General features: G+C 60.6%; 18 protein-coding genes. 7 read left to right on the forward strand and 11 right to left on the reverse strand.

The window, feature by feature from the left end:
• Window positions 1–45: 45 nt before the first annotated feature.
• The 3 genes from WH265_RS11875 to WH265_RS11885 form a co-directional block, all read right to left on the reverse strand.
• The gene (locus tag WH265_RS11875; RefSeq protein ID WP_339518040.1) at window positions 46–408 is read right to left on the reverse strand and encodes a DUF1428 domain-containing protein; all 363 of its coding nucleotides are present in this window, start codon (window positions 406–408) and stop codon (window positions 46–48) included.
• A gap of 67 nt (window positions 409–475) precedes the next feature.
• A complete protein-coding gene (locus tag WH265_RS11880) occupies window positions 476–943 on the reverse strand; it encodes an SRPBCC family protein (protein ID WP_339518042.1) in 468 nt (155 codons plus the stop codon).
• Window positions 944–994: 51 nt separating this feature from the next.
• Entirely contained in the window at window positions 995–1,453 is a 459-nt protein-coding gene (locus WH265_RS11885) for a VOC family protein (protein WP_339518043.1), read from the reverse strand.
• A 184-nt stretch (window positions 1,454–1,637) separates the two neighbouring features.
• Here WH265_RS11885 and WH265_RS11890 point away from each other — a divergent pair, with 184 nt between their 5' ends.
• On the forward strand, window positions 1,638–2,411 hold the full coding sequence (locus WH265_RS11890) for an SIR2 family NAD-dependent protein deacylase (protein WP_339558395.1): 774 nt from the start codon (window positions 1,638–1,640) through the stop codon (window positions 2,409–2,411).
• 19 nt (window positions 2,412–2,430) lie between these two features.
• Here the strand turns inward: WH265_RS11890 and WH265_RS11895 are convergent, their stop codons facing one another.
• Window positions 2,431–3,393, reverse strand: a complete 963-nt coding sequence (locus WH265_RS11895) for an aldo/keto reductase (protein WP_339558396.1) — start codon at window positions 3,391–3,393, stop codon at window positions 2,431–2,433.
• A gap of 194 nt (window positions 3,394–3,587) precedes the next feature.
• Between WH265_RS11895 and WH265_RS11900 the strand changes: the two genes are divergently transcribed.
• Together WH265_RS11900 and WH265_RS11905 are read left to right on the forward strand one after the other, a co-directional pair.
• On the forward strand, window positions 3,588–4,025 hold the full coding sequence (locus WH265_RS11900) for a universal stress protein (protein WP_021028467.1): 438 nt from the start codon (window positions 3,588–3,590) through the stop codon (window positions 4,023–4,025).
• A gap of 138 nt (window positions 4,026–4,163) precedes the next feature.
• On the forward strand, window positions 4,164–4,913 hold the full coding sequence (locus tag WH265_RS11905) for a 2OG-Fe dioxygenase family protein (protein ID WP_339535071.1): 750 nt from the start codon (window positions 4,164–4,166) through the stop codon (window positions 4,911–4,913).
• Between the two features lie 92 nt (window positions 4,914–5,005).
• On the opposite strand, the gene WH265_RS11910 is transcribed toward WH265_RS11905, so the two are convergent.
• Complete coding sequence (locus tag WH265_RS11910; RefSeq protein ID WP_339558397.1) at window positions 5,006–5,992, reverse strand: Bug family tripartite tricarboxylate transporter substrate binding protein; 987 nt, start codon at window positions 5,990–5,992, stop codon at window positions 5,006–5,008.
• 220 nt (window positions 5,993–6,212) lie between these two features.
• Between WH265_RS11910 and WH265_RS11915 the strand changes: the two genes are divergently transcribed.
• Both WH265_RS11915 and WH265_RS11920 read left to right on the forward strand, forming a co-directional pair.
• Window positions 6,213–6,770 (forward strand): peroxiredoxin, encoded by a 558-nt coding sequence (locus WH265_RS11915; protein ID WP_445228519.1) that lies wholly within the window; start codon window positions 6,213–6,215, stop codon window positions 6,768–6,770.
• 93 nt (window positions 6,771–6,863) lie between these two features.
• Window positions 6,864–7,679: an MlaE family ABC transporter permease gene (locus tag WH265_RS11920; protein WP_027011264.1), complete on the forward strand. Its 816-nt coding sequence runs from the start codon at window positions 6,864–6,866 to the stop codon at window positions 7,677–7,679.
• A 75-nt stretch (window positions 7,680–7,754) separates the two neighbouring features.
• On the opposite strand, the gene WH265_RS11925 is transcribed toward WH265_RS11920, so the two are convergent.
• The 4 genes from WH265_RS11925 to WH265_RS11940 all read right to left on the reverse strand — a co-directional run bounded on the left by WH265_RS11925 (window position 7,755) and on the right by WH265_RS11940 (window position 10,278).
• On the reverse strand, window positions 7,755–8,330 hold the full coding sequence (locus WH265_RS11925) for an immunity 22 family protein (protein ID WP_339558398.1): 576 nt from the start codon (window positions 8,328–8,330) through the stop codon (window positions 7,755–7,757).
• A gap of 447 nt (window positions 8,331–8,777) precedes the next feature.
• Window positions 8,778–9,056 carry a pyocin activator PrtN family protein gene (locus tag WH265_RS11930; RefSeq protein WP_239812139.1) on the reverse strand — a complete coding sequence of 93 codons (279 nt, stop codon included), beginning with the start codon at window positions 9,054–9,056 and terminating at the stop codon, window positions 8,778–8,780.
• 97 nt (window positions 9,057–9,153) lie between these two features.
• Entirely contained in the window at window positions 9,154–9,933 is a 780-nt protein-coding gene (locus tag WH265_RS11935) for a YoaK family protein (protein WP_339558399.1), read from the reverse strand.
• Window positions 9,934–10,038: 105 nt separating this feature from the next.
• Window positions 10,039–10,278: an ASCH domain-containing protein gene (locus tag WH265_RS11940; protein WP_339558400.1), complete on the reverse strand. Its 240-nt coding sequence runs from the start codon at window positions 10,276–10,278 to the stop codon at window positions 10,039–10,041.
• Between the two features lie 106 nt (window positions 10,279–10,384).
• On the opposite strand from WH265_RS11940, the gene WH265_RS11945 reads away from it, so the two are divergent.
• Window positions 10,385–10,786 (forward strand): BLUF domain-containing protein, encoded by a 402-nt coding sequence (locus WH265_RS11945; protein ID WP_339558401.1) that lies wholly within the window; start codon window positions 10,385–10,387, stop codon window positions 10,784–10,786.
• Here WH265_RS11945 and WH265_RS11950 read toward each other — a convergent pair.
• A complete protein-coding gene (locus WH265_RS11950; protein ID WP_339558402.1) occupies window positions 10,764–11,600 on the reverse strand; it encodes a hypothetical protein in 837 nt (278 codons plus the stop codon). The genes WH265_RS11945 and WH265_RS11950 overlap by 23 nt on opposite strands.
• Before the next feature lie 76 nt (window positions 11,601–11,676).
• Between WH265_RS11950 and WH265_RS11955 the strand changes: the two genes are divergently transcribed.
• The gene (locus WH265_RS11955; protein WP_339558403.1) at window positions 11,677–12,312 is read left to right on the forward strand and encodes a hypothetical protein; all 636 of its coding nucleotides are present in this window, start codon (window positions 11,677–11,679) and stop codon (window positions 12,310–12,312) included.
• An 18-nt stretch (window positions 12,313–12,330) separates the two neighbouring features.
• Here the strand turns inward: WH265_RS11955 and WH265_RS11960 are convergent, their stop codons facing one another.
• On the reverse strand, window positions 12,331–13,254 hold the full coding sequence (locus WH265_RS11960; RefSeq protein ID WP_339558404.1) for a recombination-associated protein RdgC: 924 nt from the start codon (window positions 13,252–13,254) through the stop codon (window positions 12,331–12,333).
• Between the last annotated feature and the right edge of the window lie 97 nt (window positions 13,255–13,351).

Here is a 13,351-nt window from a genome sequence, read left to right on the forward strand (position 1 = left end):
GGCTCTAGGTGGCCCTAGGTGGTCCAGGTGGCCCGGGTGGCCTTGTCAAGTCCCCAACTGCACGACCGGCGCGAATCCGCCAAAGATCATCCGCTTGGCATCAAACGGCATATTGGCCGGTTGCAGGTCCGCCAGGCGCGGGTCGGCCATCACTGCAGCATTGATACGGTCGCGCTCGGCGCGCGAGGTGTAGACGATCCAGGAAAAGCAGGCGACCTCGTCCGCCTGAAGCTTGACCGCCATCGGAAACGAGGTGACTTCGCCATCGGGCACATCGTCCCCTACGCACTCCCAGTACTGCAGCGCGCCGTGCTCCATCCAGACCTTGCCAGCGGCCTCGGCCATCGCGCGGTAGGCATCGAGATTGGCGCGGGGCACGGGCAGTACAAATCCATCGACATAGGGCATGGTGGTCTCCTGGGCGCTCAACGGCGCCGTTATGCGTGGGCGCTACATCGCAGCGATCGAGCCTTTGCTACAGCGTGGCGGCCAGGGCGACCAGCTGGTCGGTGGCCGTGCCCCAACCGGTGTGGAAGCCCATGGCCTCGTGCTGCTTGCGGCTCTCTTCGCTCCAATGCCGCACGGTCGCGGTGTAGCGCGTCTGGCCGCCATCGGGCTCAAACTCGATGATGGCGGTCATAAAGGGTTTGGCACTGGGCACCCAGCCAGCGGTATAGGCGTCGGTAAACACCAGTCTGCGCTCGGGCACCACCTCCAGGTACACGCCGGCATTGGGGTATTCGTTGCCTTGCGGGTCGCACATGACGATCTGGCTGCCGCCGCCCACGCGTACATCGATGTCGGCGCTGGCAATCGTCCAGGGTTTGGGCACAAACCATTGGGCCAGCAGTGCAGGCTCGGTCCAGCAGCGGTAGAGGGTGGCGGCGGGGGCGTTGATCAGGCGGCTGAGCACCAGATCGTGGAGATGGGGCTGTACGGACATGGTGGCTGGCTTGGTGCGTTTTGCTGGTCTGGCAGTGGGATGGGGAGGGCCTCAGGCCGCGGGCTGCGTTTGGACATTCACCATCCAGGGCGTGCCAAAACGGTCGGTCACCATGCCAAAGCCGGGCGACCAGAAGGTGGCAGAAAACGGCATCGCAACCTGGCCACCGTCCGCCAGACCGTTGAAGATGCGCTCGCCATCGGCTGCGGAATCCACACCGATGGAGACCCACATGCCCTGGGGTTTGGCATAGCCGCCGCCGCAGGTCTCGGCGCTGGCGCCGGGCATCGCAGGCATGGTGTCCGAGGCCATGATCGCCTGGCTGCCCACTTGCAGATGGGCATGCATCAGGCGGGATTGCGCCTCAGGCGGGAGCGGTGGCATGCCTTCGCCAGGCGGCATGTCGCTAAAGCGCATCTGGTGCATGATCTGGCCGCCAAACAGCTGGGCGTAAAAGGCCATGGCTTCGGCGCAATCGCCATCAAAGTTCAGATAGGGGATGAATTGCATTCTTGTCTCCTGGTCGTGGGTCAGCCATTCTGGGCTCGGCCCGTCCATCGTGTCCATCTCCAAATCGTGATGACCGTTTCTGAATGTAAGCCGCTAGAGCTCGCCCTGCACGGCGATGCTGGACTGGAGCGGTGGAGCCCAAGCCTTGCCGTATGCTGGGCGCCTGTTCTTCACTGCCGCCTCTATGTCTTTTGATCCCTTGGATACCTCCGCAGCGCTGCCGCTTGCCGATACAGAAATTGCCAGCCTGCGACAGCTCTTGCACAATGCGCGGCATCTGCTGGTGCTGACGGGGGCAGGGGCCAGTGCGGAGTCCGGCGTGCCCACCTTCCGCGATGCGCAGACGGGCTACTGGGCGCAGTTCAGCCCCGAGGAGATGGCCAGCGAGGCGGGTTTTCTGGCCCATCCGCAGCGGGTCTGGGACTGGTACCAGTACCGCCGTGAGCTGGTCCGCCAAGTGATGCCCAATGCCGGCCATGTGGCGCTGGCCCAATGGCAGGCGCGCCACCCCGGCCGGATGACCCTGGTCACGCAGAACGTCGATGGCCTGCACCAGCGTGCGGGCAGTGCGCCAGTGCTGTGCCTGCATGGCAATCTGATGGACAACCGCTGGCTGCTGCCGCCCAAGCCCTGTTGCGATGCCCGCTTTACCGAAGGCGATGCGCCGCCGCAGTGCCCTGGTTGCGGCAACTACCTGCGCCCTGGCGTGGTCTGGTTTGGGGAGGCGCTGCCACTGGCCGAGCTGCAGCAGGCCCAGGATGCGGCCAAGGGCTGTGACCTGGTGCTGGTGATTGGCACCTCCGGCCATGTCTACCCAGCGGCGGGCCTGGCCCATATTGCGGCCCGGGGTGGCGCCCATGTGGTGGTCATCAACCCCGAACCGACTGAACTGGACACTGTGGCTGACCAGTGCTGGCGCCTGCCTTCGGCGCAGATTTTGCCGGTTTTGCTGGCCTAGGCTATCTGGCCTATGGGCTTCAAGCCTCGGCGCTGGCGGCGTTGAGCGTGGCCATCGCATCGGCATCCAGCTGCAACTGGCTGGCGCGGATCAACGACTGCAGCTGCTCCAGGTTGCTGGCGCTGGCGATCGGCGAGGCAATGGCCGGCTGGCGCATCACCCAGGCGACGGCCACTTCGCCCATCGGTGCATCGATACGGGCGCTGACCTGTTCCAGCGCAGCCAGAATGCGCATGCCCCGGTCATTGAGGTAGAGCTGGGTGGTCTTGGCGCCGCGCGGGCTTTTGCTGGCGTCCTCGGCCTTGCGGTACTTGCCGGTCAAAAAGCCGGCAGCCAGGCTGTAGAAATTGATGACGCCCACGCCCTGCGCAACGCACAGCGGCTGCAGCTCTTGCTCGAACACGGCACGGTCGTAGAGGTTGAAAAGCGGCTGCAGGCTCTCATAGCGCGCCAGGCCATGCTGCTCGCTGGTCTGCAGCGCCTGGGCCAAACGCGCTGCGCTGTAGTTGCTGGCGCCCACGGCGCGCAGCTTGCCCTCGGCAATCAGCTCGCCAAAGGTGCCCATCACATCGGCCAGCGGTACCTGCGCGTCGTCGTCATGCGATTGGTAGAGATCGATGTAATCGGTCTGCAGGCGCTGCAAGGAGGCATCGACCGCCTGGCGGATGTACTCCGGGCGCAGGCCGACCTTGCCATCGCCCATGTCCTTGCCGACCTTGGTGGCCAACACCACCTGCGCGCGCTTGCCCGAGCTGCGCAGCCATTTGCCGATCACGCGCTCCGATTCACCGCCGCTGTGGCCAGGCGCCCAGCGCGAGTACACGTCAGCGGTATCGACAAAGTTCATGCCGGCATCCAGCCAGGCATCGAGTAGGCGAAAGCTGGTGGCCTCGTCAGCCGTCCAGCCAAACACATTGCCGCCCAGGCACAGCGGCGAGACTTGCAGGGGGGATCGGCCCAGGGAACGCAGGGATGTTGTCATAGCGAATACGCGCGTCAGTGCCCAGCAGGGCGGAGCAAACATTATGCGGCGCGGGCTGGCGCAGTGCTATGGTTGATGCAGCGCAAACCGCTCGCAATTGCCGCATAGGTGGCAGTGCTGCTGGGCCTGCCAGGTTTGCCGGGCCCTGCGTTTTAGAGTAAGTTATGCATGCAACAACAAAAAGGAGTGACACTATGTTCAAACATATTCTGGTGCCGGTCGATGGGTCTGCCACCTCCATGCTCGCCGTCAACAAAGCCGCCGGTCTTGCCAAGGCCTTTGGCAGCCAGGTCACTGCGGTGTATGTGATCGATCCCTATCCCTTCACCGGCGTGGGCGCCGATTTTGCCTATGGCCAGGCGCAGTACCTGTCTGCCGCCACTGCCGATGCGCACACTGCCTTGGATGCTGTCAAAACTGCGATGGAGCAGGCGGGCATCCCCGTCGATACCGTCATGGGCGAGGGCCACTCCGTGCACGACGGCGTGATGGAAGCCGTCAAAACCACGGGGGCCGACCTGATCGTCATGGGATCGCATGGCCGCAAGGGCCTGGAAAAGCTGGTGCTGGGCAGCGTGACCCAGCGCGTGCTGAGCGACAGTCTGATCCCTGTGTTGGTGGTGCGCCAGTAACCTCTGCGGCGGCACCCGGCTTGCTGCCGTTTTCATTGATTGGATGGCTACCGGGCAGCGCTGCGGCGCTGCCCAAAGTTGTGTAGCACGCAATGCTTTTGTGACCGCCGTAAGCTCGCCCGCTTGACGGAGTTTTACATGCAGTCCTTTCCTCCTCCTTATTGTGATGCCGACCAGGTGGACGGCACCTTGCGCGCCTATGGCTATGCGGTGCTCAGCCCTGCGGCCGTGGCGCAGTGGGCAGCCTGCCCACCCGATGCGCTGGCAGCACTCAGCAGCCACTGGGAGGCCATGCCCCATGATGCCTACCTGAAAGACGGTGGCCGCTACCGCAAGCGCCGCCATTCCTGCTATGTGGTGCAGCACGACCAGGTGCAGGCGGTGACGCACCGCGCCCACTGGCAGCCGGTGGAATACAACGCCTTGCATGGCGGCATGCAGCGCTGGTTTGAGCCCGTCGCAGCCAGCACCCAGGCGCTGCCCGCCTGGCGCCAGATCATGCGGGCGCTGGGGCATACCGCGCAGGCGCTGTTTCCCAGCACTGGGCAGGCACCCTGGTACACCGAGGCCCACCAGTTCCGCATCGACACCGCCGAAGGCATTGGCAGGCCCACCCCCGAAGGCGCGCACCGCGATGGCGTGGACCTGGTGGCCGTGTTTCTCGTGGCACGCGAAGGCATCAAGGGCGGGGAGACCCGGGTGTTTGATGCCCAGGGCCCGCAAGGCCTGCGCTTTACCTTGACCGAGCCCTGGTCGCTGATGCTGCTCGACGATGCCCGCATGATTCATGAGAGCACACCGATCCAACCAGTGGGTGAGGAACCGGGCCACCGCGATACGCTGGTGGTGACCCTGCGCCGCGAGGCTTTCCAGGGAGACGGCGCCTGAAGGCTGGCATCGCCATTAGCCATTCGGGCCTTTGGCCTGGCCACAAAAAAGGGCACCTGCGAGGTGCCCTTGTCGTATCCCAGCCCTGGGGCTTACTGGATGGTCGCGCCCGAGGCCTCAACAATGGCCTTGGCGTCCTGGAAGTCCTTGTGGAAGAACTTGTCAAAGTCCGATACGGACATGGCCTGGGGCTCTGCGCCTTGGGCCAGGATGGAATCCTGCACTTCCTTTTGGCCCAGCAGTTTGTTGACCTCGGTGTTGAGCTTGCTGACGATGGGCGCGGGCAGGTTCTTGGGGCCAAACAGGCCGTACCAGGTGCTCACATCAAAGCCCTTCATGCCCAGTTCCGCAACGGTAGGCACATCGGGCAGCGAGCTGCTGCGCTTAGCCGAGGTAACAGCCAGCGGACGCAGCTTGCCAGCCTTGATCTGGCCAATGGCCGAGGGCACGGACGACACCAGCAGATCGACATTGCCGGACAGGGTGTCGAGTAGGGCGGGGTTGGAGCCCTTGTACGGCACGTGGGTCAGCTTGACGCCGGCCGCCTTCTCAAACAGCACGCCAGCGATATGGATGCTGGTGCCATTGCCGGGCGAGCCATAGGTGATCTTGCCGGGATCGGCCTTGGCGGCGGCGATCACATCGTTCAAGGTCTTGAACTTGCTGTTTTCCGAGGTGGCGATGATAACCGGCGAGTAGGCCACATGGGCGATCGGGGTCAGGTCCTTGGCGGGGTTCCAGGGCAGGCCCTTGTACAGGTAGTAGCCCAGCACCACGTTGTCCTTCTGGCCCATGACGATGTCATAGCCCGTTGGCTGGGCCTTGGCCACTTCGCTGATACCGATGGTGCCACCCGCGCCGGCACGGTTGTCAGCGACCACCGTCCAGTGGTTTTGCTCGCTGAGCTTTTGTGCAATGATGCGCGAGATGATGTCGGTGCCGCCGCCTGGCGGGAAGGGCACGACCATGCGGACGGGCTTGCTGCCGGGGTAGTCTGCCCCCGTACCCTGGGCCATGGCAGCCGAAGCGGCCCCCACCGTGAGCGCCACTGCGGCGCACTGCAGAATCTGTTTCATCATTTTGTTGTCTCCTTGAGAGTGACACCTTCGCATGGCTTTTGCAGAGTCGGCCAAGGAGGTAGTTGCATAAACGGTCAAAGGGGTGATGATGCATGCCATCACGCCAGGTGGCATATTCTAGGGGCTGTCGTGTGGAGCGATGGGCAGCAGGCACAAAACAGGATCTGTCGCCGATGGCCCAGGCTGGAGGCGTAGGTGGATGACAACAGAAGGATCGACTATGAAAGCAAAACTCGTGGGGGCTTTGGCCTCGGTGGTGATGGGCTGCGCGGCCCTGGTGAGCCTGCCCAGCCAGGCGGCGCTGGCCGTTGGTGCCCAGGCACCGATGTTCAGCACGCAGTCAGCATTGGCTGGCAAGGTGCAGCGCTTTGACATGGCCGAGGCCTTGAAGCGCGGCCCGGTGGTCCTGTACTTCTTCCCCAAGGCCTTCAGCCAGGGCTGCACGATCGAGGCCCATGCCTTTGCCGAGGCCACGCCTACTTTTGCGGCCTCCGGCGCGCAGGTCGTCGGCATCTCGCATGACGACATTGCCACGATGCAGCGCTTCTCGAGCGAAGCCTGCCGCGACCAGTTCAGCGTGGCCTCCGACCCCGATGCCAAGGCCATCCAGGCCTATGACGCGGGCTCCGCGGCACGGCCGGGTACTGCGTCACGCATCTCCTATGTGATCGCACCGGACGGCAAGGTGATCTATGCCCATGAGGGCAGCGATCCGCTCGAGCATGTGCAGCAGACCCTGAAGGCGGTGCAGGCCTGGAAGGCACGCCAGAAGTCTTGAGACGCACTGGCAGCGGGTGGCAGCAGCGCTCGGTCCTGCCAGCCATGCTTCTGAACACTGCCCATGCTGGCGTCTATCGCCTATGATCGGCTGATGCTGGCAAGTCTGCTCCAACCCCAATGGCCCCACCGGACCTGGCGCACGGCGCGCCGCTGGGCGGTGGCCTGGTGGCGCATTTTCTACCTGGGCGCCGTCGTGCTGGTGATGCTGATGTCGCCCAGCAGCTACGGCCCGCAAACCCGCGCGCGGCTGATGCGCCGCATGTATGTCGACACGGCGCCCATTCTGCTGGGCTTTACCGCGCTGGCCGCCTTGCTATGCCTGGTGGTGGCGCGCATCGTCTTTGTCACCGCCACCAGCTACGGCCTCTCGCGCGTCGCTGTCGAGATGGTCATCCGTGTGCTGGTGCTCGAGCTCATTCCGCTGACGGCGGCCTTGTTCGTGGCCATGCGCTGCTCCATCCCCGCTGGCGCGTCGCTGGCCAAGATGCGCGAGGACGGGCATTTTGAGCGCCTGCGCCAACATGGCTATGACCCTGTGCGCACGGAGATGCTGCCTCTGGTCGTGGCCAGCATGTATGCCTCCGTCACCTTGGCCGCGCTGTCCTGCGTGGTGTCGCTGGTCATGGTCTACCTGAGCGTCTATGGCCTGAGCTGGGTCGGGTTTGAGCTCTACACGCGCATGTTTGCCAGCGTGTTCACCCCCATGGTGACCTGGCTCTTTGGGCTCAAGACCCTGCTGTTTGGGTTGGCCGTGGCATTGATCCCCACCGCATCGGCGATGAACCGGCCCTACGGCATGCGCCGCGATGAGATGCTGGGCCCTGCCTCCGACCTGGGCGGCCTGGCCCGCATGTTTGCGGTGCTGGTGCTGATTGAGGTTGCGTCACTGCTGGGGAACTACTACTAGCGTGTCCTTGGCCTAAACCACGGGGGCAAAGCAGAGGGCGCCTTGCCTACCTGCGGCACTGCGCTGGTACTTCGCTTAGCGGGCAAACAGCCCCATATAGTGCAAACCGTTGTAGCGCTTGTCCAGGTCTGCCACCTGCCAAGACGGGTCTGAATAGACAAACATGGCGTTGGCCGACGCGAGGTGGTGGCGAGAGCAGGCCTCCATGACGGCAGCGACTGCCGTGTCTGAGCGGAATGCGCCCAAGCCCACGAGACCTGCCACGGGCATGGGTGCGCGCTTGTGGATGACGAGCAGCAGGTCCTCGTCGTACAAATAGCGGCTGCCCATATCCTGGCAGAAGCGGCAACCGGTCAGATCCTCGCTGCTATGCGCCAGGCGCTCATCGTCGATGCTCCAGTAGCCGGGGTCATAGTCAAAATAGCGGTTGAATGCTTGGGCATTGGTGGCGGAGTTGCCGATCCAGACATGCTGCGCAGTAAAGGCCGTGGGTGCCAGGTCGGTGCCAAACTCTGCCACCCAGTCGAACAGGGTGCCCGAACGCAGGCCATGGCGTTTTTCCAGTACCGAGAATCCGCCGGATGGGGTGCGGTTGAGCGCTTCATGAACCAATTGGCGGCGAAAGGCTTCGGAATGGGTTTTCTTCTTCATGGCAGTGGTGGTCACAAAAAGGAGGGCGCCTGACTCAGTGCCTGTGCCCGTGGGGACAGCGATGCAAAGAGAGCGCACGGCCGCGTCATTTTTATCTGATTTTTGCCGCTCCTGGATTTTTACCCTCCGAGGTCAAACAGGGTATTGCTGGTGGTTTCAATCCGGCAATCCATCCTTGCACCGAGGCGGCATCTGCAGGCCATTTTTCGTGCTGGCCAGCAGCCTCTTTCGGAAGATTTAAAATAGCCGATTGCCTGCCCATGCTGCCACCACCTGCGCAGGCCACCCATTTTCGGGCCAGCCTTTGGCCGCGCTACCACCATGACCGAATCTCTACCCCACAGCCCTTGGCGCATGTCCGTCGCGCCGATGATGGATCGGACAGACAAACTAAAAAAATCCCCATAAGTACAAAGACTTACGGGGATTCTCTTTTTGCATGTTGCTTTATTGTTGCACCCGTTCGCCATTTAGCTGCTTCGATTCCTTTACACCGGCTGCTCGTTGAGCATCGATGTAGGTGGCCAGATCAGTGAGATGGACCCCCTTTGCCCCCTTCTGTGAATTGGGCTCGATGCGGGTCAAAGGGAGCTTGATTTCGCCCGCTGCGATCTTGCGCAGGAACTTTTGCGTTCCCAGGTGCGGGAAGTAGTCCTTGACTACTTGATCAAGCGGAATCACCGCCATGGCGTTGTACTGAGCCATGAGCAGAAATGCCGTATTCATATGGATTCCTTCGTTGAAAGCCGCCCGACGGCGGAGTAGGGCAACAAAAAACCCGCACTAGGCGGGTTTGCTGTTTAAGACGGTGGTGATTCAGTGATCACAACCTTTTTTGGAAAAATGCGCGCATCTCGTTGGAGTGCTTGGCATCATGAATAAATGGCGGCACTGACACCGCGAGCAGTAGCGCGGCCAGCGGCACCACACAGAAAAAACCGATGTAGCTGAAGCCAACTGCACCCGTAATGCTTCCCAGCACAAACATGCCAATCAGACCAGCAGAGGCACGCATGCGCACCCAGTTATGCTGCACTCGGCTTGTTGGAACCCTAAAAGCAGTGCCACTACGCTTCCAAAAGAATAGCTTGCCCAATTCCATTCCCAGGTCCGTGAAGTTCCCAGTCATATGGGTTGTGCGAATGCTTCCACCAGAGGTCTTTGAGCCCACAGCGTTTTGAAGTCCCATCATGAATGAGAGCAGCAGAACCGTGATGGGAACAGCGAATGGTGTGTTCCAGGAGAGGGTGACAGCGCCCATCAGACCGAAGGGCAAGAGCATCAATGCCTCCAGCATTAGTGGCAGCGCGTAAACGCTGTAGAGATGCTTTTCTCGACCCCAGTTCACCAAAACAGCACACACGGCTGCGCCGGTCATGAAGGACAAGATGGCGCCCAGCGCATTCAGAAGCATCTTCATGTTTTCCAGGACCAGGCCATCAGCTATCTGTGACGCGAATCCTGTCATGTGCGAGGTGTACATGTGCAGGACTAGAAAGCCACCCGCATTAACTGCACCAGCGTTGAAAGCCAGTAGCCATCCAAGAGCCAAGTTGGTGGAATTTGCTCGATGTCGGTTTGTCAGGTGTCGAATTCTTCTCATCAAAAATGCTCCACGAACCAAGATGCAATAGATGCCAGTGACCGACTCGGAAAAGTGAATTGGTCACGTATGTTGCTTCACATCGATAGCATAGACCCGCACAGGTTAAGGGCCGAAGTGCGGGTGGATGATCGTCTTCACCATTAAGCCGCGCCAAGGAGTTATCAGGCGCCGAGCAAGATCGTCGCGGGCGGGGTAGCCCAAGGTGAGGATGATCTGGTCATACTCGCGGTCCTCCAGGCGCTTGGCCCAGTATGGTGTGCACAAGCGGAATTCCTCGAGCTTGGTGCCGTCGCGTATGGCCTGGAAGTATTGGCGCTTGAGCGGTAGGAGCAAGGTGGTCATGGTGCAACCTTGGTTAGGTTTCGTGTGTTTTCCAAAGGCATTTGCATAAAAGCAAAGATGTAATTCGGGAGGGTGTACAGTGGATCAGTCAATGAAAGGTGCTGCTATGTCCACTCCACTGAGTTTTTTCCTCTATTCAAGTCGGCTGGCACCTGACTGCGATCCCACTGAGGTGGGGAACATCGTGAAGGTGGCGCGTGAGTTCAACGCCTCGCACGGCATCACTGGCATTCTGGTTTTCGATGGTGAGCGCTTTACGCAATACATTGAAGGGCCGGTCAGCGAGATCGATGCGTTGGTTGCAAAGCTCCCCAAAGACCGCAGGCATACAGACTTCCTGCAACTGAATGCAGGTGATGATCTGGAAGAGCGCCGCTACGCGACCTGGTCCATGGGGTACAGCGACGTTAGCCTTGACGAGCTGGACATCGATCTAATGGCCACAATTGATGGCGATGCTGCCTTGAATTTGTTCACTAAGGCTGTTACTGAGATAGATCGTCTGTAGCGTTCTCAACTTTCTTGGCCTTCACAGCTCTGCCACCTTCCTGGGCTGCAGCCATGGCGGCGTCGATGGTGGTTTTGACCCTTTGCACCGCTTCCCGCATTGACGCGGCTGGGTCAGGGCCTGCAACCTCCGCATAGGCTGATGGCGTGCGCGGCTTGCTGGACTGAGCGCACCCGCCATAAAAGCGGAGGGTGAGGCCGAGCTTGGCAGCGGTCCGAAACGCCTCGCCATCAGCATCCAGCGCATCAGCTGGCTGGGCCTGCGGTGCTGTGCGGACAGAAACCGGCTCCACTTCATAGTCGTCACTGGTTTCATCGGGCACTTTGGTGACGCGGAATGTTTCTGACCATGAGCGAACAGAAGCCTGCAGCTCGAATTCTTCGCCAAGCTTGCGGCCCTGTACAAAGTCGATATCGCTTGGCAAATCGCGCCAGGTATCGCCGTCATCGTCTGAGTAGCAATCTGCCACCGGCTCGGCCTGTGCCTCTGCCTGGTCACGAAACACTGTGCCAAGAGCTTTTGAGAGCCAAGCTTTTTCTGCCTCGCTCCATGGTTTCGGCGTCTCTCCGCCACTGATTTGGCTCAAGTCAGCCTCTGCCAGGTCACCTGCCGAGGAATCCTCGGTCGCTGGAAGTGCTGGGGTGGCAGAGCGGGCGGCCACTGCCTGGGCCGCGTAGGCGCGCATCTGCTCGGCGCTGTAGCTCCAAACGTCCCGACCTGTGTCCTCGTCGTGGCAATGGGTGTCAGGTGCAGGCAGTGCTGGATAAGCCCCCTCGGCAGTCTTGAGGGGAGCGGAAGAGTTGTTTTCAGCCATGTTTGGCTCCAGAAATGGAAATGCCCGCTCAGGGCGGGCATGTTATCGGGTAGGATTCGCGACCAGGGAGATGCGCATGGACACGAATCAGTTGATAAAAGCGATTGGAGAGGCTGCAGTCAGTACAAAACTACCCCAAGAATACTGTCTATTCTGGAGGGATGATTGGTGGTTTATGTGTATGTCTAAAAGCGAATGGAGTAGTTGGGCTGGCGTACTGTGTACGTTGGTTATCGGCATTCTTGCACTATATTTACCTTGGAGGCAGCGTCGTCATGATTTGCTGATTAATTTAAGGAAAGAGCAGGAGCTCTTAGAGTCTAAAACTATTACAGCATTTGAATATTCCAGGGAAGCCTGCATTGGATTATTTAATAGCTATCAGAAATTTAATGGAAATAGTTTGCTGAGCCCGAGGTCAAGTCTTGAAAGGCTTAAGTCTCTTGAGCGAATTGGCCAGTCTCTGATTAGTCAAGGATATCCTGATAATCTTTTGGTTTCAATAATGCGCGTTCAACGTGAGTTGGCCCTTTCTATACAAGCGATAGAGGATATTAAAGATATAAGTTTTGATAATTATACTGAAAGTGAATCTTTTAGGGCTGCTAATAGATTAAAAAATGCACGAGAGCAAAGAGAGAATTTGCGCGGCATGTTGAAAAGTAAAATTGAACCTCGAGAAGAAGAATTTACTTCTACACATCTACCATGATCTAAGACTAAGGCAATACTAATTTTGTATTAGAGCAATTGCTGGAGCGCCCAGCTCAGTGCGGCCTTCGCCGCCCAGCGCGTCGATCAGATCGGGGATCAGCTTGGCCAGCTCGCCGGTGGCAATTGCCACGTCAGCATCAAGGCCGCTTTCGTCGGCTTTGTCTTCCAGCACCACGCCTAGCAGCTCCACCTTTTTGAGCTGCAGGCCTTCGGTCAGCACGAAGCTCACCCGGTCATCCCAGGTCAAGGCCAGCTTGGTGGGCAGCTTGCCCTGGTCAATGTGCTCGCGGACTTCGTCAATGCCCAGCGGGTGGCGGCCGTAGCGCACAACCGCTTTGGCTTCGTCAGTGCCCTTGAGCTCGCACTCCTGGTCGATGCTGAAGCCCGCCGGCGCGTCGTAGCTGTGCAGCCAGGCGGCCATTGCGCCTTGCGGGCTGGCCTTGGTGTCCAGCAGTGCCACGGCAAAACCGGGCGAGGCCTCCACCAGCATGGTCACCACTGTGTCGGCCCGGCCCTGCGCGCTGGCGTCGATCACCAGCAGGCGCGCCGCAGGGTCGATCCATACCCAGGTGCCCGCCTGCTTGGTGAAGGCCATTGGCAGCAGGTCCAGCTTGCACTCTTCCTTCAGGTCTTGGCGCTCTTTCCGGCCAGGCTTGCGGCCCTCGGATTTCTCGATGTGGGCCAGCTTCTCATCGAACTCGCGGCTGAGCACGCTGGCGGGCAGCATCTTGCTTTCGCTCATCAGGCGCAGGATCCAGTGGCCGCCCACGGATTCAACCATGGCGCCGTGCTCTTCGCCGCGCGGCGGCACCCAGCCGGTGGACTGCTCTTGCGTGGCGCCGCACACCTCAAATTGCTGCTTGGCGAGCGCCTGCTCGAGTTGCACCAGGTCGGGCTGCCAGGATTCGGAAATGCGGTAGATGATCAGATTTTTAAACATTGGGGTTCCAAAAATGCAGCGGGCCCCCCCGCGGGGGGGGCCGGGGGGGGTGGGGGGGAGTGAGGCCGGTTATGACAGTTGAATGTGCAGGGTGGGC

It is taken from the genome of Comamonas sp. MYb396, assembly GCF_037479555.1.
Taxonomy (GTDB): Bacteria; Pseudomonadota; Gammaproteobacteria; order Burkholderiales; family Burkholderiaceae_C; genus Comamonas.